At 70.0% G+C, this 22,118-nt stretch carries 19 protein-coding genes and 2 pseudogenes; 8 read left to right on the plus strand and 13 right to left on the minus strand.

Going from position 1 to position 22,118, the window contains the following annotated elements:
* Positions 1-104 precede the first annotated feature (104 nt).
* Together wrbA and ACFWHU_RS17085 are read left to right on the plus strand one after the other, a co-directional pair.
* A pseudogene (gene wrbA, locus ACFWHU_RS17080) lies at positions 105-721 on the plus strand (NAD(P)H:quinone oxidoreductase).
* Between the two features lie 30 nt (positions 722-751).
* Positions 752-2,209 carry a glutamate decarboxylase gene (locus ACFWHU_RS17085; RefSeq protein ID WP_387225427.1) on the plus strand — a complete coding sequence of 486 codons (1,458 nt, stop codon included), beginning with the start codon at positions 752-754 and terminating at the stop codon, positions 2,207-2,209.
* Between the two features lie 195 nt (positions 2,210-2,404).
* Here the strand turns inward: ACFWHU_RS17085 and ACFWHU_RS17090 are convergent, their stop codons facing one another.
* The 3 genes from ACFWHU_RS17090 to ACFWHU_RS17100 form a co-directional block, all read right to left on the minus strand.
* On the minus strand, positions 2,405-3,193 hold the full coding sequence (locus tag ACFWHU_RS17090; protein ID WP_387225428.1) for an ABC transporter permease: 789 nt from the start codon (positions 3,191-3,193) through the stop codon (positions 2,405-2,407).
* Positions 3,190-4,107: an ATP-binding cassette domain-containing protein gene (locus ACFWHU_RS17095; protein ID WP_385798485.1), complete on the minus strand. Its 918-nt coding sequence runs from the start codon at positions 4,105-4,107 to the stop codon at positions 3,190-3,192. Before ACFWHU_RS17095 ends, ACFWHU_RS17090 begins: the two co-directional genes overlap by 4 nt.
* A gap of 135 nt (positions 4,108-4,242) precedes the next feature.
* Entirely contained in the window at positions 4,243-4,884 is a 642-nt protein-coding gene (locus ACFWHU_RS17100; RefSeq protein ID WP_387225429.1) for a PadR family transcriptional regulator, read from the minus strand.
* A 40-nt stretch (positions 4,885-4,924) separates the two neighbouring features.
* Between ACFWHU_RS17100 and ACFWHU_RS17105 the strand changes: the two genes are divergently transcribed.
* Positions 4,925-5,722: a VOC family protein gene (locus tag ACFWHU_RS17105; protein WP_387225430.1), complete on the plus strand. Its 798-nt coding sequence runs from the start codon at positions 4,925-4,927 to the stop codon at positions 5,720-5,722.
* A 20-nt stretch (positions 5,723-5,742) separates the two neighbouring features.
* On the opposite strand, the gene ACFWHU_RS17110 is transcribed toward ACFWHU_RS17105, so the two are convergent.
* Both ACFWHU_RS17110 and ACFWHU_RS17115 read right to left on the minus strand, forming a co-directional pair.
* Positions 5,743-7,200, minus strand: a complete 1,458-nt coding sequence (locus ACFWHU_RS17110; protein ID WP_385798370.1) for an aldehyde dehydrogenase family protein — start codon at positions 7,198-7,200, stop codon at positions 5,743-5,745.
* A 124-nt stretch (positions 7,201-7,324) separates the two neighbouring features.
* On the minus strand, positions 7,325-8,206 hold the full coding sequence (locus ACFWHU_RS17115) for a helix-turn-helix transcriptional regulator (protein ID WP_355183349.1): 882 nt from the start codon (positions 8,204-8,206) through the stop codon (positions 7,325-7,327).
* A gap of 337 nt (positions 8,207-8,543) precedes the next feature.
* Between ACFWHU_RS17115 and ACFWHU_RS17120 the strand changes: the two genes are divergently transcribed.
* A complete protein-coding gene (locus tag ACFWHU_RS17120) occupies positions 8,544-9,038 on the plus strand; it encodes an ATP-binding protein (RefSeq protein WP_078075798.1) in 495 nt (164 codons plus the stop codon).
* Positions 9,039-9,137: 99 nt separating this feature from the next.
* Here ACFWHU_RS17120 and ACFWHU_RS17125 read toward each other — a convergent pair whose 3' ends face one another.
* A complete protein-coding gene (locus ACFWHU_RS17125; RefSeq protein WP_031230206.1) occupies positions 9,138-9,374 on the minus strand; it encodes a DUF397 domain-containing protein in 237 nt (78 codons plus the stop codon).
* 264 nt (positions 9,375-9,638) lie between these two features.
* On the opposite strand from ACFWHU_RS17125, the gene ACFWHU_RS17130 reads away from it, so the two are divergent.
* Positions 9,639-10,130 carry a hypothetical protein gene (locus ACFWHU_RS17130; protein ID WP_385798373.1) on the plus strand — a complete coding sequence of 164 codons (492 nt, stop codon included), beginning with the start codon at positions 9,639-9,641 and terminating at the stop codon, positions 10,128-10,130.
* 91 nt (positions 10,131-10,221) lie between these two features.
* On the opposite strand, the gene ACFWHU_RS17135 is transcribed toward ACFWHU_RS17130, so the two are convergent.
* On the minus strand, positions 10,222-11,493 hold the full coding sequence (locus tag ACFWHU_RS17135) for a DUF2786 domain-containing protein (RefSeq protein ID WP_387225431.1): 1,272 nt from the start codon (positions 11,491-11,493) through the stop codon (positions 10,222-10,224).
* A gap of 220 nt (positions 11,494-11,713) precedes the next feature.
* Here ACFWHU_RS17135 and ACFWHU_RS17140 point away from each other — a divergent pair, with 220 nt between their 5' ends.
* The gene (locus tag ACFWHU_RS17140) at positions 11,714-12,280 is read left to right on the plus strand and encodes a sugar O-acetyltransferase (RefSeq protein ID WP_385798377.1); all 567 of its coding nucleotides are present in this window, start codon (positions 11,714-11,716) and stop codon (positions 12,278-12,280) included.
* Positions 12,281-12,288: 8 nt separating this feature from the next.
* On the opposite strand, the gene ACFWHU_RS17145 is transcribed toward ACFWHU_RS17140, so the two are convergent.
* Positions 12,289-13,203, minus strand: a complete 915-nt coding sequence (locus tag ACFWHU_RS17145) for an NADP-dependent oxidoreductase (protein ID WP_385798379.1) — start codon at positions 13,201-13,203, stop codon at positions 12,289-12,291.
* A 170-nt stretch (positions 13,204-13,373) separates the two neighbouring features.
* Here ACFWHU_RS17145 and ACFWHU_RS17150 point away from each other — a divergent pair, with 170 nt between their 5' ends.
* Together ACFWHU_RS17150 and ACFWHU_RS17155 are read left to right on the plus strand one after the other, a co-directional pair.
* The gene (locus ACFWHU_RS17150) at positions 13,374-15,068 is read left to right on the plus strand and encodes a bifunctional 3'-5' exonuclease/DNA polymerase (RefSeq protein ID WP_385798381.1); all 1,695 of its coding nucleotides are present in this window, start codon (positions 13,374-13,376) and stop codon (positions 15,066-15,068) included.
* A 193-nt stretch (positions 15,069-15,261) separates the two neighbouring features.
* Positions 15,262-15,651 (plus strand): VOC family protein, encoded by a 390-nt coding sequence (locus ACFWHU_RS17155; RefSeq protein ID WP_387225432.1) that lies wholly within the window; start codon positions 15,262-15,264, stop codon positions 15,649-15,651.
* A 133-nt stretch (positions 15,652-15,784) separates the two neighbouring features.
* Here ACFWHU_RS17155 and ACFWHU_RS17160 read toward each other — a convergent pair whose 3' ends face one another.
* The 5 genes and pseudogenes from ACFWHU_RS17160 to ACFWHU_RS17180 form a co-directional block, all read right to left on the minus strand.
* On the minus strand, positions 15,785-17,332 hold the full coding sequence (locus ACFWHU_RS17160; RefSeq protein WP_387225433.1) for a glycoside hydrolase family 3 protein: 1,548 nt from the start codon (positions 17,330-17,332) through the stop codon (positions 15,785-15,787).
* Between the two features lie 254 nt (positions 17,333-17,586).
* Entirely contained in the window at positions 17,587-18,228 is a 642-nt protein-coding gene (locus ACFWHU_RS17165; RefSeq protein ID WP_387225434.1) for a GNAT family N-acetyltransferase, read from the minus strand.
* Between the two features lie 41 nt (positions 18,229-18,269).
* Positions 18,270-20,717, minus strand: a complete 2,448-nt coding sequence (locus ACFWHU_RS17170; protein WP_387225435.1) for an FtsX-like permease family protein — start codon at positions 20,715-20,717, stop codon at positions 18,270-18,272.
* 128 nt (positions 20,718-20,845) lie between these two features.
* Positions 20,846-21,586, minus strand: a pseudogene (locus tag ACFWHU_RS17175) (ABC transporter ATP-binding protein); the annotation flags it as partial.
* Positions 21,583-22,107, minus strand: coding sequence for a PadR family transcriptional regulator (locus ACFWHU_RS17180; protein ID WP_385798390.1), 525 nt, complete (start codon positions 22,105-22,107; stop codon positions 21,583-21,585). The gene ACFWHU_RS17180 and the pseudogene ACFWHU_RS17175, both read right to left, overlap by 4 nt.
* Positions 22,108-22,118 lie beyond the last annotated feature (11 nt).

The following is a 22,118-nucleotide window of genomic DNA, read 5'->3' on the forward strand; positions in this document are numbered from 1 at the left end:
CGACGGACGAACCGACCGGCACCCGGCGAGCCGACTGACCGTTTTGTCCGTATCGTCGCGCCTGACGTCCTTGCCGCCGAAGCCCGACCACCGAGGTAGCCGCCATGCCCACGCCCGTGAACGTCGCCGTCGTCTTCTACTCCGCCACCGGCACCCTCACCACGATGGCCAGGGCCATGACCGAGGACACGGAGGCGGCGGGAGCGACCGTACGGCTGCGCAAGGTCGCCGAACTCGCCCCGCAGGCCGCGATCGACTCCAATCCGGCCTGGGGCGCCAACATCGGGGCGACCGCGGACATCGCCGAGGTCACGGCCGACGACATGCGCTGGGCGGACGCCGTGATCTTCGGCTCCCCCACCCGCTACGGCAACGTCGCGGCTCAGCTGAAGCAGTTCCTGGACACCCTCGGCGGCCTCTGGCAGGCGGGGAACTCGCCGACAAGGTCTACAGCGGCTTCACCGCGTCCGCCACGCCCCACGGCGGCCAGGAGACGACCCTGCTCGCGCTCTACAACACCATCCACCACTTCGGCGGCATCCTCGTCACCCCCGGCTACACGCACGCGTCGAAGTTCGTCGACGGCAATCCGTACGGCACCTCGCACGTCTCCGGGCAGGGCGACCTCCCGGTGAACGAACAGACGCTGACCGCGGTCCGCGTCCAGGCCGAACGGGTCGTGAAATTCACCCGTGCCCTCAAGGACGGCCTCGGCAGCTGAGTCGACAGACCACGGGAGACAGGGAAGCCGATGCCACTCCAACACGGCACGCAGGGCGCTGAGGGCAATCTGAGAGGCCCGGCGGACGATCCGGCGGAAGACCACTCCGAGCGGCTCAGACTGTCGCTCAACCCCTTCTTCGGGGAGGCCGACCCGATCGGCGGGATGACGTCCGCCCCGCCCACGCACCGGCTGCCCGACGGCCCCATGCCGCCGTCCACGGCCTACCAGCTCGTCCACGACGAGCTGATGCTGGACGGCAACTCCCGACTCAATCTGGCCACCTTCGTCACCACCTGGATGGAGAGACAGGCCGGTGTGCTGATGGCGGAGTGCCGGGACAAGAACATGATCGACAAGGATGAGTACCCCCGGACCGCCGAGCTGGAGCGGCGGTGCGTCACGATGCTCGCCGACCTCTGGAACGCCCCCGACCCGTCCGCCACCGTCGGCTGCTCCACCACCGGCTCCAGCGAGGCCTGCATGCTCGCCGGGCTCGCGCTCAAGCGCCGTTGGACCGTGAAGAACCGGGACCGCTATCCGGGCGCCGCCCGGCCCAATCTCGTGATGGGCGTCAACGTCCAGGTCTGCTGGGAGAAGTTCTGCAACTTCTGGGAGGTCGAGGCCCGTCTCGTCCCCATGGAGGGCGACCGCTTCCATCTCGACCCGCAGGCGGCGGCCGATCTCTGCGACGAGAACACCATCGGCGTCGTCGCCGTGCTCGGCTCGACCTTCGACGGTTCGTACGAACCCGTCGCCGAGCTCTGCGCCATCCTCGACGCGCTCCAGGAGCGCACCGGCCGGGACATCCCCGTCCATGTCGACGGCGCCTCCGGCGCGATGGTCGCGCCCTTCCTCGACGAGGACCTGGTCTGGGACTTCCGGCTCCCGCGCGTCTCCTCGATCAACACCTCCGGGCACAAATACGGATTGGTCTACCCGGGCGTCGGCTGGGCGCTGTGGCGCACCGCGGCCGAACTGCCCGAGGAACTGGTCTTCCGGGTCAACTACCTGGGCGGGGAGATGCCGACCTTCGCGCTCAACTTCTCCCGGCCCGGCGCGCAGGTCGTCGCCCAGTACTACACATTCCTGCGGCTCGGCAGGGACGGCTACCGGGCCGTCCAGCAGACGGCGCGGGACGTGGCCCAGGGGCTCGCCGACGAGATCGGGGCCATGGAGGACTTCCAGTTGCTCACCCACGGGGACGAACTGCCCGTCTTCGCCTTCACCACCGCGCCCCACGTGAAGAACTTCGACGTCTTCGACGTCTCGCGGCGGCTTCGGGAGCACGGCTGGCTCATGCCCGCCTACACCTTCCCGGCCAACCGCGAGGATCTGTCCGTCCTTCGCGTGGTGTGCCGCAACGGATTCTCGGCCGACCTCGCCGCGATGCTGCTCGCCGATCTGCGGCTGCTGCTGCCGGAACTGCGCCGCCAGCCGCACCCGTTGGACCGGGACAAGTCGAGAGCGACGGCCTTCCACCATTGAACGGCGCGCGCCCGTCGCGCCGCCCGCCCCTGTCGCGCGGCGCGCGCCCGTAAAGATCTTGCGCATGGATTCCCCCCGAGGTCCGCGGCGATTCGACGCGCCACGTGCGGTTCTGCCTCTGATACACCGCGAACCCCGGAAAGGTTCCAACCCGGCGATCGGTCGGCCGCAGGGCACCGACCGATCGCCGGCCGGTCAGCGGCTGAGCCCGCGGAAGCGCCCCACCGCGAGAGGGAAGAACAACGCGATCAGCGCGACCGGCCACACCACCGCCAGCAGGTGCGCGTTCTCCGCCGCCCACGAACCGCTCAACTGCCCCGGAACCCCCGACAGATCACGGACCGCCGTCGCCGTCGCCGACATCGGGTTCCACTCGACCGCGGCGCCCAGCCAGCCCGGCATGGACTCCGGTGTCGCGAAGGCGTTGGAGAAGAAACCGATCGGCCACACCAGGATCTGCACCGCCTGCACCATCTCCGGCTTGCCCGCCACCATCGCGAGCTGGATGCCGAGCCAGAGCATCGCGAACCGCAGCAGGAGCAGCAGCCCCACGGCCCCCAGCAGCGCGCCGAATCCGCCGTTCCAGCGCCAGCCGAGCGCGTAACCGACCCCGATCATCACCGCCAGACTCAGCGCCGACTGGAACATGTCCGCGGTGCTCCGGCCGACCAGCACCGCCGAGGACGACATCGGCATCGAGCGGAACCGGTCGATGACCCCCTTGCCCAGATCCTGGGTGACGGCCAGCATCGTGGACTCCAGCCCGAAGGCCATGGTCAGCGCGAGCATCCCGGGCACGAGGAAGCCGATGTACTCCCCGTCGACCCCGCGACCCGCTCCCATCAGGTAGCCGAACATCAGCAGCAGCATCACCGGGAAGATCAGCCCGATGACCACCTGGACCGGCTGCCTGCGCCAATGGGCCAGTTCGCGCCGCGTCATCGTCCAGCAGTCGGTCAGTACCCAGGCGTTCGTCGTGCTCATACAGCCTCCTTCACACGCTGCGTCAGCCGCAGGAAGACCTCGTCCAGAGTCGGCCTGCGCACCCCGATGTCCTCCGCCTCGATCCCGGCCGCCTCCAGTTCCCGCACGGCCCTGGCCAGCGTCGCCATCCGGTTCGCCGCGGGCACGCTGACCAGCCGGCGGTCCTCGACCACCGTCGCCTCGTCACCGAACAGCCTTGCCACCGCGGCCAGTTGACCCACATCAGGCACGACGACGTCGATGCGGTCGCCGCCGATCCTCGCCTTCAGCTGGTCCGCGGTCCCGTCGGCGATCACGCGTCCCTCGTCGATGACCGAGATCCGGTCCGCCAACTGGTCCGCCTCCTCCAGGTACTGCGTGGTCAGCAGTACGGTCGTGCCTCCGCCGACCAGCGAGCGCACGGAGGCCCACACCTCGGCGCGCCCGCGCGGGTCGAGTCCGGTCGTCGGTTCGTCCAGGAAGAGCACCGCAGGATCGGTGATCAGTGAGGCGGCGAGGTCGAGTCGGCGCCGCATGCCCCCGCTGTACTGCTTGATGGCCTTGCGCCCGGTGTCGGCGAGCCCGAAGCGCTCCAGCAGTTCGTCGGCGCGGGACGCCGCCCGCCGGGCACCCAGGTGGTACAGGCGCCCGAACATCTCCAGGTTCTGCCACCCGCTCAGTTCCTCGTCCACCGCCGCGTGCTGGCCGAGCAGCCCGATCCGCCGGCGCACCTCCCGCGCCTCCGTACGGACGTCGCGCCCCGCGACCCGCACCACGCCCTCATCGTGCCGCAGCAGCGTGGCCAGCACCCGGACCGCCGTCGTCTTGCCCGCTCCGTTCGGCCCGAGCACCCCGTGCACGGTGCCGCGCGCCACCACCAGGTCGAGTCCGTCGAGCGCGGACTTCTCGCCGTACCGCTTGCGTACGCCTTCCATGACGATCGCGTCCGTCGCGTCAGTCAATGCCTTCGCCTCCAGCCCCTCCACCACGTAGTCAAACTTGACTACAGGCCGAAAGGTAACCCTGGAGAAGGAGTTAGTCAAACTTGATTAGAGGATATCCCCGCGACGTCAGTCGTCGTCACCTTCGGCGGGCACACCCGTCGCGTACGGGTTCTCCTCGCCCTCCGCGAGCACCCCGACGAACGGCTCACCCTCGCCCGAGAAGACATGCGCGCCGGCCTCGATGCGCTTGATGAACCCGCGCGTCCACTCGGCCCCGGAGTCGGCCTGACTGATCCACATGTTCATGATCTCGCCGATGTGCCCGAGCTGCTCCGGACCGTCCTCCGGCGTGTAGTGCTCGGTCACCGACGTCCGCCACGCCTCGATCGCCCGCACGCGCTCCTTCAGCAGCTCGACGGCCTCCGTGCGTGGCAGATCGACGATGAAGCCGACGCCTGCCGACAGCACGTCCATCTTCTGGTCGTACTCGACCAGGGACTCACGCAGCAGCCGGAAGTACTCCGTGGTCCCGGCCTCCGTGAGCTCGTACTCCGTACGAGGCGGACCGCCGGCCGTACTCGGCGCGACCTCGTGCGCCAGCAGCTCGCCCTGCTTCGCCATCTGCTTCAGCGCGTGATAGATCGAGCCCGGCTTGGCGTTCGACCACTCGTGCGCACCCCAGAACTCCAGGTCGTTGCGGATCTGATAGCCGTGCGCGCGGCCGTGCTGACGCACCGCGCCGAGCACCAGCAGCCGGATCGCTGACATCGCCGTACCCTTCTATTCAACTTTGACTAGACTACTCGACATGACAGAGAAGACCATCCCGCTCCTCCCCTGCCAGACCATCCAACCGGTAGTCGATTTCTACTCGGCACTCGGCTTCGAGGTCACCTTCATACAGAAGAGTCCCTACGCGTACGCGGTGGTCGAGCGCGGCGACGTGGAACTGCAGTTCTTCGGTATGAAGAAGTACGACCCCACCGAGTCGATCAGCGGCTGCTACGTGCTGACCGACGACGTCGACGGGCTGCACGACGCCTTCCGCACGGGGCTCAAGTCGGCGTACGGGAGGATCCCGACCCGTGGGCTGCCCCGGATCGGGCCGGTGAAGGACATGTCGTACGGCGTGCGGCAGTTCCTCATGACGGACCCGGCCGGCAACACCATCCGGATCGGACAGCCGAACGACGCCGAGAGCGACGGACACCATCAACCCGCCCCGAAGGAGCCGTTCGCGCGCGCCCTGCACCTGGCGGTGGTGTTCGCCGACTCGAAACAGGACCTCGGAGCCGCCGTGAAGATCCTCGACCGTGCGCTCCGGGACACCCCCGAAGCTGGCGAAGGCGAGGGCGACATCCGTAAGGAGGGCGCGTCGCCGACCGCCGTACAGCTCTACCGGCTGCTGGTACTGCGGGGCGATGTCGCCCAGCGTCTGAACGACACCGAGGAGGCACGCGGCTTCCTCGACAGGGCCGCCGCCGTCGAGCTGACGGCGGCGGAGCGCACGGAGGTCGGTGACGACACGGAGCGGGCCGCGGAGCTGCTGGAGTCACTCCAGGGCGAGGACCGGGACCAGGACCGGGACCAGGACCGGGTCCGGTGATCGCGGCTCCGCCCGCCGGATCAGAACGGGAAGCGTGAGCGCCCGTACTGAACCGAGATCCACTTCTGGGTCGTGAAGGCGTCGACCATCGACTCGGCGTTCAGCCACTCGGCCCCGGAGTGCTTCTCGCCGCCGAACGGCACGATCGGTTCGGTGTGCCCCGTGCCGTCGTTGATGTGGATCATGCCGGTGTTGATCCGCCGCGCCACCCGCACGCCCCGCTCGACGTCACCGGTGTGTATGGCGCCACTGAGCCCGCACCGCGTGTCGTTGGCGATCCTGACCGCCTCGTCCACGCCGTCGAACGGCAGCAGGATCGCGACCGGGCCGAGTATCTCCTGCGTCAGCACGGGTGAGTCGGCGGCCAGACCGGTCAGCACGGTCGGGGAGACGAGGTTGCCGTCGACGGTGCCGCGCACCAGCGCGGTCGCGCCGGCCTCGATGGTCTCGTCGACCAGCGCGCCGACGGCGTCGGCCTGCTGGGAGCTGATGAGCGGACCTATGACCGTCTTCGGATCGGCCGGGTCGCCCACGGTCAGCGTCTTGACCTTCGCGACGAACTTCTCGGTGAATTCCTCCTCGACCGCGCGGGCCAGCAGGATGCGGTTCGCCGCCATACAGACGGGGCCCTGGTACGCGTAACGGCTGAAAACCGCCGCTTCGACCGCGTAGTCGACATCGGCGTCCGCGAGGACGATCAGCGCGCTGTTCCCGCCGAGGTCCAGTACGGAGCGCTTGAAGTTCTTGGCGCAGACGACGGCGACGTGCTGTCCCACCCGGTCGGAGCCGCTGAAGGAGATGACCTTCGGCACCGGGTGCTCGATCAGCGCGTCGTCGATCTCGGCGATGTCGGTGATGACGACGTTCAGCAGTCCGGCCGGCAGGCCCGCGTCCTCGAACACCTTGGCCACCAGGGATCCGCCGCAGATCGGCGTGTTCTGGTGCGGCTTCAGTACGACGGCGTTGCCGAGCGCCAGCGCCGGGGCGACCGACTTGAGCGACAGCAGGAAGGGGAAGTTGAAGGGGCTGATGACCCCGATGACACCGACGGGAGCGCGCTGCACGCGGTTCTCCGTGCCGTCCACGGGTGAGGGAAGGATGCGGCCTTCGGGGCGCAGCGTGAGCTGTACGGCCTCGCGCAGGAGTTCCTTGGCGAGTCGCAGCTCGAACGCCGCCTTCAGGCGCGTACCGCCCAGCTCGGCGATGATCGCCTCGGTGATCTCGTCCTCGCGGTCCTCGACGATGCGCAGGGCACGCTCGAAGACGCCTCGCCTGGTGTACGGGTTGGTGTCCGCCCATGTCACCTGTGCGCGCTCGGCGGCCTGGTACGCCTGGTCGACCTCGTCGGCCGTCGCCACCGCGATCGACGCCAGTTTCTCCCCGTTGTAGGGGTTGAAATCGATGATGTCCCACGAGCCACTGCCGGGCCGCCACTCGCCGTCGATGTACTGCTGGTCGAGTTCGGCGAAGAAGGACATGTGATCCCTAACCTCAGAACAGGAAACTGATGTCACGTCATCATACTTACCTGGAGTCAGAGTTAAGGGGCTTCGAGAACGTCCGATGCCGTCATTCACACGGCTTCGGCCCGGTCACGGACGTTCAGGAGAGTTGCAGCAGACCCCGCAGCAGGTCACGGCTCTCGGCCGGCCCGAGGCTGTCCTCGTGCAGCCGCGTCATCACCCGTTCGTACTGGGTGACTTCCTCCCGCTTGTCGAGGTACAGCGCGCTCGTGAGCTGTTCCAGGTAGACGAGGTCGGAGAGATCGGACTCGGGGAAGCGCAGCATCGTGAAGGCGCCGCTCTCGCCCGCGTGTCCGCCGAAGCTGAAGGGCATCACCTGGAGCGTGACCGTCGGGTGTTCGGAGACCTCGATGAGATGCGCCAGCTGACCGCGCATCACGGCCCGGTCGCCGTACGGTCTGCGCAGCGCCGCCTCGTCCAGCACCGCGTGGAATCGCGGGGCGCGCTCGGAGACGAGCACCTTCTGGCGCTCCTGGCGCAGTGCGACGCGGCGGTCGATCTCGGCCTGGGGGGCGTTGGGCATGCCGCGCTTGACCACGGCGTGCGCGTACGCCTCGGTCTGCAACAGGCCGTGCACGAACTGGACTTCGTAGATACGGATCAGCGAGGCGGCACCTTCGAGTCCGATGTACGTCTGGAACCAGCCGGGGAGTACGTCACCGAAGCTCTGCCACCAGCCGGCGACGTTGGCCTCGCGGGCGAGACCGATCAGGGACCCTCTCTCCATCTCGTCGGCGACTCCGTAGAGCGTCAACAGGTCCTCGATGTCCCTGGACTTGAAACTCACCCGCCCCAACTCCATACGACTGATCTTGGACTCGGACGCGCGGATCGAGTAACCGGCCGCCTCACGCGTGATGCCGCGGGACTCACGCAGCCGTCTCAGCTGCGAGCCCAGCAGTATGCGCCGCACCACGGATCCGCCCGGTTCGACTGCGGTCACGTCTCCAACCCTCCCCATTACGGTCCATCTCCCACTATTTTTCCCTCGACACCCTCGGAGTACCCCCGAACCCTGAGAGCCGGATTGTGCCATCAAACGCATCAGCCCGTACTCATTCGATTACAGAAATGGGAAGCCTTTGGGAAGAGGGAGAAAGTGGTCGAGAGAAGAAATAATCCGGAACGCCACATCTTGGGCGAAGTCGGGCGCGTGCACGTGCATCTGCCCTTGCATCTGCTCTGCGCATTGGGAACCATGGTCCTCGCCGCACCTGCGTGCTCGTTCGTGTTTGACGTGTTGTGACGCTGTACCACCGCAGTATCGCTACGGCCGCGAATCCCGGGGAGTGCCTCGCATGGGGACGAATGGATCGACCGTGCTCGAGCCGTTAAGGCAGGGGCTTCCGCCGATCGATCCCGCAGCCGTTTCCAGCTCCGCGTCGTGCGCTCTGCCCGCCCGCTACGAAGCGGTCCGGGGGGCGCGACAGTTCACTCGTACGACGCTCTGTCAGTGGGAACTTGACGACCGGTTCGACGACGTCGCGCTGGTGGTCTCCGAACTCGTCACCAACGCCCTGCGGCACGCACTGCCTTCGGACACTCCGCGCGAGCCTCAGGAACCGCCCGTACGGCTGCATCTGATGCGCTGGACGACCCGGTTGGTGTGCGCGGTGCGCGATCCCAGCTACGCGGGTCCGACAGCCCGCGAGTCGGACGAGGATTTCGCCGCGGAGTCCGGCAGGGGGCTGTTCCTCGTGGACTCGTTCAGCGATACGTGGGGCTGGCACCCGCTCGCCGGGTCGCTGCACGGCAAGGTGGTCTGGGCGCTGTTCCGGCTACGGGCCGAATGACGACGGGCGACTCGACGACTCCGAGGGCCCCGGGCACCTTGGAGCGGACCTCGGAACCCTTGAAGACCAGGGCCTGATCAAAAAGGACAGGCTCTGGTCTCAGGCCGTCAGATGATCGAATTCCCCGTCCTTCACACCCGCCAGCATGGCCACGATCTCGGCCCGGGTGTACACGAGGGCGGGTCCTTCCGGGTGGCGTGAATTCCGCACCGCCACACCCCCGCCGGGCAGTTTGGCGAACTCCACGCAGGAACCCTGCGAATTACTGTGCCTGCTCTTCTGCCAGACGACTCCGTGAAGCTCGGTGGCCGCCATGCCGTTGTACGCGTGGTGCACAGGACGCTCCCCGAGTTGCATGGTGCAGGTGTCAACTAGCTCGGATCATAGCTGTGTTCACATGCCAATGCATGAGCAGATGCACGTGCACGCGGGGTGTTCCCTTGACTACAGACTCACGATCAGAACGCCCCATTGGATGAGACGCACGGAAAGCCCTTTCGGTGCCAAGTGTTCAGGTACTCGTCCGGAACTCGACGGCGGGGTGGGCGGAGGGCGTCCTGGTAGCTTGGCGCGGTCTTGGAACTGAAGGGGGACTTTGCCGTGCATAAGATCGTACGAACCGGCGTCGTCGCGGCCGGACTGGTCGTCGCGCTCACTCTCACCGGCTGTGGCGGTAGTGACAGCGGTGACGACTCCGCCAAGGACAAGGGCACCAGCACACCGGCCCCGAGCGAACCGGGCGCCGGCGGCGGCGAATCCACGCCGGCCGACGGAGCAACGGCCGACAGCCTGGAAGGCACCTGGGCCGGGATGACGGAGGGCAAGGCCGTCGCGCTGTCCGTCAAGGAGGGCAAGGCCGCACTCATCGCCGACGAGCACATCTGCCAGGGCGACGTCGAGGAGATGGGCGGCGAGCCGATGCTGTCGCTCAAGTGCGCCGACGGGAACACCGACCGCACGATGGGGTCGATCGACTCCAACGACGGGAAGACACTGGTGCTTTCGTGGGAGGGCGGCACGAAGGACAGCCTCGCCAAGACCGAACCGGGCAAGCTCCCCGAGGGACTGCCGACGGACATTCCCGTGCCCTGATGGAGACCGCTTTCTCCTCATAAAGAGGCCGCCGCATTCCGATGAATCCGGCGGCCTCTTTATGAGGCGATGCTGTGCAGGAGTGACGCGGTCAGGCTCCGGGCCGGAGCCGGCGGTGCGGGTCGCCTCCGCTGTTCCCACGGCCGCCGGCCCGCCCGTCACCGGGCACGCGGGCCCGGTCCGCCGCCGCCGTGCCGTGCGCCCAGCCCTCGCCGTCGGTCACACCGCGCACCCTCGTCCGTACCGTCTCGGGGAACATCCGCTCCGCGCGGTCGGCGACCGCCAGGTCCCGTGCCGCCAGGACGGGCAGCAGCCGCCCTCCCCCGTCGGCCGTTCGCGTGGCGTCGCCGCCACCTGCGGCGTCCGCGCCCGCCGCGTCGGCCGTCACCTGCTCCGCCGCGGCCGCGAGCCGTTCCCCGATCCGGTGGGCGTAGGCCATGAGGAACGACTGCCGGAACGTCTTGGTCCGTCTGCGGCCCGATGCCCGCTGGGCGGCCTCCGCACGGGTCATCGCCGCGGTTCCCTGTACGAGCAGAGACGTGTACAGCAGCTCCACCACCTCCAGATCCGGCTCAAAACCGACCACGGTGGAGAAACCGAAACCGCTGTTCCACACCGACTGACAGCGGTTGGCGGACGCGACGGCGTCGAGCAGGATCGCCTTCGCCGTCTCGTACGGCGCGTCCACACCGATCCGGCAGGCGGCCGGTACGTCGCCGCGGTGGGCGCGGTCGGCGAGCAGGGCCTCGTCGATGCTGTACCGGGCCATCAGCTCCTGGGCCTTGGCGCTCAGCGCCTCGGCCTCCTCGGGGAAGTCGGTGCCCTCCGCCTTGGCGAGCAGGGCGCGGATCCGGGTGAGCATGCGCGGCTCGCCGTCGGCCGCCGGGAGATGGACGGGGGTACCTGGCACGGGTCCCACGGCTTCGATCGCCGGGAGCCTGACGAGCAGCCGGTAGAGCTCCAGCGCGGTGGTCGCGTACGAGAAGCGATCGGCGGACCGGGGAGCGGTCCCGGCCCCGCGGTCGGCTTCGAGGTCCGCCGCGATCTCCGTGAGCTGGGCGCTCCAGCGCGGGGCCACCCGCTCGTACCGGACCGCCTCCGCCGTGATCAGTTCAGCGACCAGCCGGGTGTGTGTCTCGTCGAGGTCGCGGCGTACGAGCCGCAGGACGTCGGCGGGCTGCCAGCCCCGCTCCCAGGCCCGGCGCAGGAACTGTTCGCCCCGTCCGCGCAGTTCGGTGTCGGCCGCGGGGTCGGCGGCGAGCAGTGAGGCACCGGTGTCCAGCCCTCTGCCGCCGTCCGCCGCCGGGTCGGCGTAGAGCGCGGCGGCGAACGCGCCGTCGACCGTACCTGGCGCAGTCGGCATGGAACCGTCTCCCCTTACCCCTTGATCGTCCCGCCCTGACCGTCGTGACGACGGACCGCCGTCCATGGTCCCAGAAGGCAGGTTATCCACAGGCTGTGCATATCGAACTACTGCACGACCTGCACGGTCTTCCGTCTGTCCACAGGATGGGAGGTCCCGCCACGCGATCCGGCGTACCGGCCTACCGTGGTGGAACCCCTACGAGAGGACACGGACGCACATGGGCGAGAACAAGCGGCTGATGCTGGCCGGCGAGTGGTATCTGCCGGACGACGAGGAGCTGGTGGAGGCTTCCCGGCGGCGGGCCGGCCTGTGCGCCGCGTACAACGGGACGGGCGGGGAGGGGATGCCCGACGCGGACGGCCGCGAGTGGATCCTGGGCGAGCTGCTGGGCTCGGTGGGTGAGGGCGTCCGCATCCGGCCGCCGTTCAACTGCGACTTCGGCGCCTACATCAGCATCGGTGCCCGCACGTTCATCAACTTCGGCGCGGTCTTCCTCGACCCCGCGCCGATCACCGTGGGCTCCGACGTCCAGATCGGCCCGAACGTCCAACTGCTCACGCCGACCCACGAACTGGACACCGAGCGCCGCCGGGCGGGCTGGGAGCGGGCGTCACCCGTGACCATCGGCGACAACGTCTGGCTGGGCGGTGGCGTGATCGTCTGCCCCGGAGTGACGATCGGCGAGAACACGGTGGTGGGCGCGGGATCCGTGGTCACGAAGGACCTGCCGGCCGGGGTCCTGGCGGTCGGCAATCCGGCGCGGGTGATCCGCAAGCTGGAGTGAGAATCGGCTCACGGCTTGATGATCAGCTTGCCGCGCGTGTGTCCCGACTCGCTCGCGGACTGGGCCTGGACCGCCGCGGCCAGCGGGTAGGTCTGCGCCACCAGGACACGCAGCGTGCCTTCCGCGGCCAGCCGGGCCTGTTCGGTGAGGCCCGCGCGGCTCTCCTCGGGGGTCGAGCCGCCCGAGGAGAACGGCACTCCGTGCTCGGCGGCCGTCGGGTCGGCGATCGTGATGACACGGTCCGTCGTGCCGCCGCGCAAGGTGATCGAGTCCGGCAGCGCGCCCTTGCCCGCCGTGTCGAAGACCGCGTCCACGCCCTGGGGCGCGGCGGCGCGGACGCGCTCGACGAGGCCCTCGCCGTACGACACCGGGGTGGCGCCGAGCAGCCGTACGTAATCGTGGTTGGCCGGTGAGGCCGTGCCGACGACCGTCGCTCCGCGCGCGACCGCGAGCTGGACGGCCATCGATCCGACCGATCCGGCCGCGCCGTGCACGAGCAGGGTGTCGCCTTCCTTGACGGCCAGGTCGTCGAGCACCCGCCGGGCCGTCTCTCCGGCCACCGGCAGCGCCGCCGCCACGTCCCAGCTCAGCCCGGCCGGCTTGGGCACCACGTTGGTGGCCAGCGTGTACTGCGCGTAGGCGCCGTCGATGGACCAGCCGATCACCTCGTCCCCCACGGAGAGTCCGATGACGCCGTCGCCCACGGCGTCCACGACTCCGGAGAACTCGCTGCCGGGAACGGCGGGGAACTCCGTCGGGAAGATTTCCGCCATCCAGCCCTTACGGATCTTCACATCGGCCGGGTTGACCCCGGCCGCCCGGACGGACGCGCGGATCTGGCCGGGCCCGGGTTGCGGCTGCTCGATGTCCTTGAGCTGAAGCACCTCGGGACCGCCGTACTCCTCGAAAACGATCGCCTGCATGTAAGCCTCCGTAGCTGCGAGCCCGTGTTCCGTGGTCCGTGCAAGTCGTTCCGATTCGTGACCGTCCTCTCGATGTTCGCTGTGCACAGCGACGTCCGCCTCTCGAATGTTGCGGCCGGGTCAGTTCCGCTTCCGTCCCGTTGTCAGACCCTGCTGCCAGACTCGGACGCATGATCGGACGGTGGGCCCTGGCCCCGGCGGAGGGCGGCGGCGCCTGGCTCGTGCCGCTGGGCGCGGACGCGCGTCCAGCCGGTGCGGTGCTGCGCGAGCCCGATCTCGTCGAGGCGGTCAGGGCGCGGCTGCCCGAGGTCACGCGGTGGGTGTGGCGGTCCACCGCCGAGCTGGCGCCCCGGCTGCTGGCGGCCGGGGTCCGGGTCGAGCGGTGTTACGACATCGAGGCGGCGGAGCTGCTGCTGCTCGGCCATGAGGGGCGGCTCGGGGAGCCCCGGTCGGCCGCCGCCGCCTGGGCGCGGCTGCGGCGGGGGCCGGTACCGCCCGATCCGCCGCAGCGCGCCGCCGAGCCGGGTTCGCAGTCCTCCCTCTTCGAGCCGCAGGCGGGCACGGACGTGCCGTTCGAGGGTCTGCTGGAGGTGTACGCGGAGCAGCAGCGCCGGCATGACGCGGCGGGGGATCCGGGCCGGATGCGGCTGCTGACGGCCTCGGAGTCGGCCGGGATGCTGGTGGCGGCCGAGATGCACGCGGCGGGTCTGCCGTGGCGGGCGGATGTGCACCGCGCGCTGCTGGACGAGTTGCTGGGCGAGCGGTACGCGGGCGGGGGCGAGCCCCGGCGGCTGGCGGAGCTCGCCGACCAGGTCTCGGAGGCGTTCGGGCGGCGCGTGCGGCCCGATCTGCCGGCGGACGTGGTGAAGGCGTTCACGCGGGCCGGGTTCCAGGTGAGGTCGACGCGGCGGTGGGAGCTGGAGGAGATCGACCACCCGGCGGTGGCTCCGCTGATCGAGTACAAGAAGCTGTACCGCATCTGGACGGCGCACGGCTGGAGCTGGCTCCAGGACTGGGTGCGGGACGGCCGCTTCCGCCCGGAGTACCTGCCGGGCGGTACGGTCTCCGGCCGCTGGACGACCAACGGCGGCGGCGCGTTGCAGATCCCGCGCGTGATACGGGGAGCGGTCGTCGCCGACGAGGGCTGGCGGCTGGTCGTGGCGGACGCCGACCAGATGGAGCCGCGCGTTCTCGCCGCGATCTCGCGCGACCGGGGACTGATGGAGGTCGCCGGGCATGACGACGATCTGTACAAGGTGCTGTCGGACCGCGCGTTCTCCGGCGACCGCGCGCAGGCGAAGCTCGCGCTGCTGGGCGCGATCTACGGCCAGACGTCGGGCGACGGCCTGAAGAATCTGGCCGCCCTGCGAAGACGGTTCCCGCAGGCCGTCGCCTATGTCGACGACGCGGCGCGGGCGGGCGAGGAGGGCCGGCTCGTACGGACGTGGCTGGGCCGGACGAGTCCGCCGGCTGCCGGTTCGGAGGACGGCGGCGGCGAGGCGGGCATCCCGCAGGAGTCCGACGAAGCGGCTTCCGGCGACGGCGAGTTCACGCCGGGGTACGCGTCGACGAACGCACGCGCGCGTGGCCGCTTCACACGGAACTTCGTGGTGCAGGGCAGCGCGGCCGACTGGGCGCTGCTGATGCTGGCGGCGCTGCGGAGCGCGATCGCCGGAATGCGGGCCGAGCTGGTCTTCTTCCAGCACGACGAGGTGATCGTGCACTGTCCCCGGGAGGAGGCGGCGGACGTGGCGGTGGCGATCCGTGAGGCCGGTGAGCTGGCGGGCCGGATCGCCTTCGGGCGGACGCCGGTGCGGTTTCCGTTCACGACGGCGACGGTGGAGCGGTACTCGGACGCCAAGTGAGCTGGGCCCGGACGGCGGACAACGCATCGACAGGGCGACCCGGGACGACCGGGGGCGACGGTAAAAGGTTGGATCGACGCTCGCCGAGCATTTACGATCCCCGGTGGGCATCGCGCGTCGGTCACCGGCCGGGTGAGGCGTGGAGGTTCCCGTGAGATGCCTCTGGAGGCATTCCACCGTGTCATCAGTACAGTTGAATCACACGATCGTTCACGCCCGCGACAACCGGGCTTCCGCCGAATTTCTGGCGCACATCCTGGATCTGGAGACCGGCACCGAATGGGGCCCCTTCATTCCGGTCGACACCGCGAACGGCGTCACTCTGGACTTCGCCACCGTCGATGAGAAGTCCATCACCCCGCAGCATTACGCGTTCCTCGTGCCCGAGGACGATTTCGACGGAATCTTCGGGCGGATCAAGGACGCGGGAGTCGATTTCTTCGGCGATCCGCACGGCAAGCTTCCGGGCCGGATCAACCACAACTACGGCGGCCGGGGCGTGTATTTCCTCGATCCGTCGGGTCACTACCTGGAAGTGATCACTCAGCCGTACGACAACGTCGTGACGGACGCGGACGAGTGACGCCCGAGTAGTCACCAGGCCGTTCACGAATATGTAACACCCGTCTCAACTCGTCGCCGAGGCAAGGGCGTTGGGGAGCCACGGGAGACCCGAAGTCTTCCGGAGTCCTCAACGCCCGTCGCGTCGAACGGAGTCAGCGGCGTCCGGCCAGGAACTCCGCCGCCGCCACGCCCGAGACACGCGTCGCGCCGTGGGTGACCAGGTGGACGGCGCCGGGCGCCGCACCGTTCGGAACACCCATCTCCACGACCACCGCGTCGGGCCGGCTTCCCAGCAGCCGCGCCATCGCCGCCGACATCCAGCCGTGCCGCGCCGCGTCACGCACCACCACGACCAGCGAACGCTCGGCGGCCGGGTCAAGACCTTTGCGGTCCAGCAGATCGCCGGACTCCCGCAGGTCGGCCTCCGTCAGCCGTACGGACGTGGTCCCGGGCAGCAGATCGCTCAGCGGAGCCGCCACGCCCCACGGGGTCTGTCCGTCGACGGCCAGGTTCATCGTCGGCGACAGCTCAACCACATGGGGCGCGCCGACGAGCGGGAGCACCGAGCTCCGGTCCTGCCCGCCGGCCTCGCCGTTCCCGTTCTGTCCGGTCAGCACGCGCAGCGCGCGCCGGGCGGCGACGAGGCCGATGTCGGACGCGGCGTCGTCGGTGGCCACGGCGCGCGTACGGCTGCCCGACCAGGCGGCGAACTCGGCGACCCGCGCCGCCGCTTCGCTGATCCGCGCCTCGGGCAGCGTGCCGTCGAGCACGGCCCGGACGAGGGCGTCGGTGAGCAGGTCGAAGGTGGCCTCCCCGGCGTGCTCGCCCCCGACGCACACCGCGTCGGCCCCGCCCTTGACGGCCCGTACCGTGGCCCCGTCGATCCCGTAGCGGGCGGTGACCGCGCTCATCTCGATGCCGTCCGTCACCACCAGGCCGTCGAAGCCCAGTTCGCCGCGGAGCAGGTCCACGAGGATGCGGGGGCTCAGCGTGGCCGGCAGGTCGGGGTCGTACGCGGGCGCGAGCAGATGCGCGGTCATCACCACGCGTACGCCCGCCTCCATCGCGGCGACGAACGGCGGCAGCGCGGTGGCGGCGATCTCCTCAACGCTCGCCGAGACCTGCGGCAGTCCGTGGTGGGAGTCGACCGAGGTGTCCCCGTGGCCGGGGAAGTGCTTGGCGCAGGCGGCGACGCCGGCCGACTGGAGCCCGCGGACCCAGGCGGCGGTGTGCCGGGAGACGACATCCGTACGGGCGCCGAAGGAGCGGGCGCCGATGACGGGGTTGAGGGGGTTGGAGTTGACGTCGGCGCTGGGGGCGTAGTTGAGGGAGATGCCGGCGGCGTGGAGTTCGCGCCCGATGTCACGGGCGACGGACTCGGTCAGATCCACGTCGTCCACGGCGCCGAGCGCGAGGTTGCCGGGCCGGGAGGCGCCGGTCCAGGCTTCGAGCCGGGTGACGTCCCCGGCCTCCTCGTCGATGGCGATGATGAGGTCGCGGTTCTCCGCGCGTAGGCCGGCGGTGAGGCGCGCGACCTGCTCGGGGTCGACGATGTTCCGACCGAACAGGACGACGGAGGTGAGTCCGCCGCCCGCGATCCCGCGACGGACCCAGTCGGGCACGGTCGTGCCCACGAATCCGGGTTGGAGCGTGGTCTCGGCGAGACGCGTCAGTCGGTCGTGACGGCTGCTCGGCTCCATGCGGGTCCTCCGAAGGCGCATCGCTCGGCCGGCTCAGCGAACCGCCCTTGAACTTGGTACAGGCCAATCGGGATGTTGGCTCAGACCAATAGGTGTGTCAAGGAGGTATCGGGCTGCCGCGTTGTACGCACTCGACCCGGAAGCAGGTGGATTAGGCCGTTCATGAATATTTGGTGAGGCTTCGAGGGAGCGGCTGGGCAGGAGCCGGGCTCGCGGGTACGGCCGGCTCTCGCCCGCTCGCGGGGCCGGGAGTCTCAGACCCCGAAGAGTGCCAACGACGGCTCCAGACCGTGCAGTTCGACCGGGACGGTACGGTGCGCCTCCCATCCCGCACGGTCCAGGCGCAGCCGCAGCTGAGTGCGGGCCGCGCCCCGTACCGACACCGTCGCCAGCCCGTCCGGACGGTAGCCGAGCTTCTCCGACACCCGCAGCGACCGCGAGTTGTCGGTCATGGCCGACGACGTCAGATACCGCGCACCCAGGCCCTCGAACGCCAGATGCAGCGCCGCCGCCCGCATCTCCGTACCGATGCCGCGTCCTTGGTGCGTCTGCCCCAGCCACGAGCCGGTGTGCGCCTCGCCGGTCACCGCGAAGTCCGCCGCGCCCAGGTCCTGGCGCCCGACGACCGTCCCCTCGCAGCTGACGGCCAGGCTCAGCGTCCAGTCCCGTACGGTCCAGGCCGCCACGGTGCCGAGCAGATGCTGGAAGGTCGCCCGACCGCGTTCGTCGGGGCTCGCGTCCGTCCACGGGACGGAGAACGGCATCCGGTCCTCGTCGTGCACCCCGGCGGCGGCGACGGCGGCCAGTTCGGACAGGCTCTCCAGATCCGGGAGCCGCAGTTCAAGGCGCGGGGTCGTGATCCGGAGTCCGTACAGAGGCCAGAAATGAGCGTCCATGAACGGAGCCTGCCGAACCGGCCGTCGGGGTGTCGACCGAATTACTCCGTACGCAGCCCGTCCGGCCGCATCATCCGCCACAGCGACGGCACGCTCGCCAGCGTCACCAGCATGATCACCGCGGCGCCGACCGCCGCGTACGGGACGAAGACCCACCAGTCACCGATCGACTTCCCGATGATCCCCAGCATGAAGTCCCCCAGGACCAGACCGCCGGCGATCGCGAGCCCGGTGCCCAGCACGACCGGCACGGCCGTCTGCCACAGCACCGACCAGACGAGCGTCCGGCGCCGCGTACCGAAGGCCACCAGGACCGACAACAGCCTTCTCCGCTCGCGCAGTTGCTCGATCTGGGAGACCAGCATGCTCGCCGCGATCAGCATCATCGTGAGGGTGCCGCCCACGAGCAGCCCGGTCTGGACGCTCGCGTACTGCTTGTCGCGCTCCAGGTCGTTGAGCGCGTTGATCCGCAGCGTCGGATCGATGCCCGCCGCCGTTCCGCGTACGTACTCCGCCGCGTCGGCCACCTCCGGGTCGACCTTGATCGATGCCCTGACCGTGGTCGACGGCAGGGCGCGGGAGCCGAGGGCTCCCGGTGTGACCAGGATTCCGTCGTGCAGGTCGCCCATCGGATCGGGGGAGGTCACCACCGTGCGGGCCGACTTGGGCAGCGTCCACAGCGCGGGCTTGCCCGTCCGCGCCCCGTCGCCCCCGGTCAGGTCGATCGGTCTGCCGGGGACGGCGGCCTCGTCGGTGCGGTCGTTCTGCTCCTTCACCCCGGCCGAGCCGACCTTCTTGGCCGCCCTGGCGTCGAGGTGGGCCACGAAGGCGTCCCCGTCCCGGCAGGAGGGCAGCCGGGCGATCTCCTTCAGCGTGGCGCAGGATCCCACGGTCAGGGTCGTGATCGGCTGCCAGCCGTGCTCCGTGGGGGCGCCGGTGCCGGCCACATAGGACTCGACCGTGCCGATGACCTTGGTGACCCCCTCGGTCTCGCGGAAGTCCTGGATCATCCGCTCCGCGAGCACGGAGTCGCCGTAGTCGCTGGAGACGTAGAAGTCGGCCCGCTCGGTGTCCTGTCCGGTGATCTGGAGGAAGTCCTTCTGCATCGCCCCGAACATCATCTGGAGGGCGATGGCACCCGCCACCGCGACGGTGATGCCGCTCACCGCGCGCGCCGCCGTACCGCTGCTCAACTGAAGCCTGCGGGTGGCCAGTTGCCAGGGCACCGGTCCGCCGCGCAGCCGTGCGACCACCGCTTCGACCAGCCAGGGCAGCAGCCCGACGAGCCCGATCAGCACACAACTGGCGCCCACCACGATGGGGAACGGTCCGACCGTCGACGTCATCTCGTCCACGCGCCCGGTCGACGCGAGGACGGCGACACCGACGACGGGCAGCAGCAGCCGCCACCACAGCCGACGCTTGCGCAGACCGGTGTTCCGTACGACTCCGAGCGGCTCGATGGCCACCGAACTCAGCGCGGACTGGGTGACCACAACGGCGGCGACCGGCACCGCGAGCAGGATGAGCAGGGCGAGCGAGGGCACCGGGGTCACGTCGGAGGGGAAGGCGCTGAGCCCCCAGAGCCGCACGTGGCCGACGATCTGACGGAGCATCAGGAACAGTACGGCCCCGACGGCCAGCCCGAGCACGGCGCCGAACAGGGTCTCCCCCGCCGCGATACGGCGCACCGTCCTGGCGTCGGCACCCACCAGCCGCAGCGCCGCCAGCCTGCGGTCCCTGCGGTCGCCGCCGAAGCGGACGGCGGTGGCGATGAAGATCGCCACTGGCACCAGCAGCACCACGCACATCAGGATGACCAGCACCATGAGCAGCGGATCGAACGGTGGGGCGGACTCGTCGACGCCGTAGCCGCCCGATCGGATGCCGACGCCCTCGACGGTCAGCGTCGAACTGCCGGTGTAGAAGCGCAGTTCGCCCGGGTCGACCAGTCCGGCGTCCCCGACCGTGCCGACGATCCGTTCGTCGAGCCGCTGCGCGAGCAGCGCGCCCTCGGACGACTTGAGCAGTTCGCGCAGCGCGGGCGAGACGACCATCTCGCCGGGGCCGGGGATCTTCGCGACGCCCGGCGGCGTCGGCGCGTTGGCCCCCTCCGGGCGCAGCAGCAGCCCGGTCACGGGGTCGCCGCGGTATTCGGTGCTCGCCTCGGCCCAGAGGAAGGTGCTGTCCGTGATGCCCTTGCCGGGCTTCTGCGAACTCGCGTTCGTGGTCTCGCGCGCCTGGGTGCGGCTCTCGCGCGTGTCGAGAAGCTGCGGTACGGCGGCGGCGGCGAAGAGCAGCGCGACGCCGAGGCCGACACCGAGTGCGGTCAGCGCCGTACGGGCCCAGCCCTCCCGGCCGCCGGACACGGCGAAGCGCATGCCGAGCGCGAGGTCGCGCGCCCAGGCGCGTACGCCGGTGGGAGTGGCGGCCGGGGACGGCCGGGGCGGCGGGGAGAGCGTGGGCGCCTCCCGGTCGAGGAGCGTCATGCCGCGCGCCCCACGCGACCGCGACCGCCGCCGGTGCCTTGTCCGCCGGGCCCGCGACCGCCGCCGCCCGCGCCTTGACCGCCGCCCGCGCCTTGACCGCCGCCCGCGCCTTGTCCGCCGCCGAGGTAGTGGTCCATGTCGCGCGTCTTCCCGTCCCGTACGACGACCTCGCGGTCGGAGTACGCGGCGACCCGCACCTCGTGCGTCACCAGGACGACGGCCGTGCCCGCCGACCGGGCGGCATCGGTCAGCAGCTCCATCACGCGCTCGCCGTTGAGCGAGTCGAGCGCCCCGGTCGGCTCGTCGGCGAAGAGCACCCGTGGCGAGGTGACGAGCGAGCGGGCGACGGCGATGCGCTGCCCCTGACCACCGGAGACCTCGCCGGGACGCTGGGCCCGTACGTCGGTGACCTCCAGCCGCTCCATCCACTCCAGCGCGATCCGCTCCGCCTCCTTGCGGCGGGTGCCGCTCAGGCGCAGCGGCAGCGCCACGTTCTCCAGGCAGGTCAGTTCGGGTACGAGCTGGCCGAACTGGAAGACGAAGCCGAAGTCCGTACGGCGCAGGGTGCTGCGCGCGCCGTCGGACAGCTCCGTGACGTCGCGGCCCTGGTAGGTGATGGTCCCGGAATCGGCGGGCACGATGCCGGCGAGGCAGTGCAGCAGCGTCGACTTGCCGGATCCCGACGGGCCCATGACGGCGACGACCTCACCGGCGTGGATGGAGAACGAGGCGCCGTCGAGGGCGGGCGTGGCGCCGTACGTCTTGCGCAGGTCGTACGCGGTGAGCAGCGAGCCTTCGGGCGCCGCCGGAGTGCCGGGGGCGCGGGACGCGGAAGGGGACCCGGACGACGACGGGGACGCGGCGCTCATCGGCGTACCTCCTCGGCGAGCCTGTCCAGACGGGCGGCCGTCAGTTCCAGCCAGCGCAGATCCGCCTCCAGATGGAACAGCGCGTGGTCGCAGATGAGCTGGTCGGAGAGGTCACCGTGCCGCTTGCGCTCGGTCAGGACGCGCATCAGCCGCAGATGCTCGGCCCGCTGCGTGTCGAGCAGGTCCGCGGCGCTGCGGCCGGTGAGCAGCGAGATGACGACCTTCGTGTAGAGGGTCGACTGGAGATACGGCTCCGGCTTCTCCGGCTGCGCGAGCCAGCGCTCGACATCGGTGATGCCGGCTTCGGTGATCGCGTACCGCTTCCGCTCGGGCCCCCCGCCGGCTTCCATCCCGTCGACCTCGACGAGCCCGTTCTTCAGCAGCCGGGACATGGTCGAGTAGACCTGCCCGTAGTGCAGGGGGCGATCGTGGCCGAAGGAGTCGTCGAAGGCGCGCTTCAGGTTGTAGCCGTGCTGAGGGCCTGATTCGAGAAGCCCGAGGAGGGTGTGTCCGATTGACATGGCGAACACTC

This window comes from Streptomyces sp. NPDC060366 (assembly GCF_042725135.1).
Lineage (GTDB): Bacteria > Actinomycetota > Actinomycetes > Streptomycetales > Streptomycetaceae > Streptomyces.

What these genes read in the sequence shown, in the direction of transcription:
- ACFWHU_RS17085 (WP_387225427.1), top strand. Translation starts at nt 752, where the DNA reads ATGCCACTCCAACACGGCACGCAGGGCGCTGAGGGCAATCTGAGAGGC.
- ACFWHU_RS17090 (WP_387225428.1), bottom strand. Translation starts at nt 3,193, where the DNA reads ATGAGCACGACGAACGCCTGGGTACTGACCGACTGCTGGACGATGACG.
- ACFWHU_RS17095 (WP_385798485.1), bottom strand. Translation starts at nt 4,107, where the DNA reads ATGGAAGGCGTACGCAAGCGGTACGGCGAGAAGTCCGCGCTCGACGGA.
- ACFWHU_RS17100 (WP_387225429.1), bottom strand. Translation starts at nt 4,884, where the DNA reads ATGTCAGCGATCCGGCTGCTGGTGCTCGGCGCGGTGCGTCAGCACGGC.
- ACFWHU_RS17105 (WP_387225430.1), top strand. Translation starts at nt 4,925, where the DNA reads ATGACAGAGAAGACCATCCCGCTCCTCCCCTGCCAGACCATCCAACCG.
- ACFWHU_RS17110 (WP_385798370.1), bottom strand. Translation starts at nt 7,200, where the DNA reads ATGTCCTTCTTCGCCGAACTCGACCAGCAGTACATCGACGGCGAGTGG.
- ACFWHU_RS17115 (WP_355183349.1), bottom strand. Translation starts at nt 8,206, where the DNA reads ATGGGGAGGGTTGGAGACGTGACCGCAGTCGAACCGGGCGGATCCGTG.
- ACFWHU_RS17120 (WP_078075798.1), top strand. Translation starts at nt 8,544, where the DNA reads ATGGGGACGAATGGATCGACCGTGCTCGAGCCGTTAAGGCAGGGGCTT.
- ACFWHU_RS17135 (WP_387225431.1), bottom strand. Translation starts at nt 11,493, where the DNA reads ATGCCGACTGCGCCAGGTACGGTCGACGGCGCGTTCGCCGCCGCGCTC.
- ACFWHU_RS17140 (WP_385798377.1), top strand. Translation starts at nt 11,714, where the DNA reads ATGGGCGAGAACAAGCGGCTGATGCTGGCCGGCGAGTGGTATCTGCCG.
- ACFWHU_RS17145 (WP_385798379.1), bottom strand. Translation starts at nt 13,203, where the DNA reads ATGCAGGCGATCGTTTTCGAGGAGTACGGCGGTCCCGAGGTGCTTCAG.
- ACFWHU_RS17150 (WP_385798381.1), top strand. Translation starts at nt 13,374, where the DNA reads ATGATCGGACGGTGGGCCCTGGCCCCGGCGGAGGGCGGCGGCGCCTGG.
- ACFWHU_RS17160 (WP_387225433.1), bottom strand. Translation starts at nt 17,332, where the DNA reads ATGGAGCCGAGCAGCCGTCACGACCGACTGACGCGTCTCGCCGAGACC.
- ACFWHU_RS17165 (WP_387225434.1), bottom strand. Translation starts at nt 18,228, where the DNA reads ATGGACGCTCATTTCTGGCCTCTGTACGGACTCCGGATCACGACCCCG.
- ACFWHU_RS17170 (WP_387225435.1), bottom strand. Translation starts at nt 20,717, where the DNA reads ATGACGCTCCTCGACCGGGAGGCGCCCACGCTCTCCCCGCCGCCCCGG.
- ACFWHU_RS17180 (WP_385798390.1), bottom strand. Translation starts at nt 22,107, where the DNA reads ATGTCAATCGGACACACCCTCCTCGGGCTTCTCGAATCAGGCCCTCAG.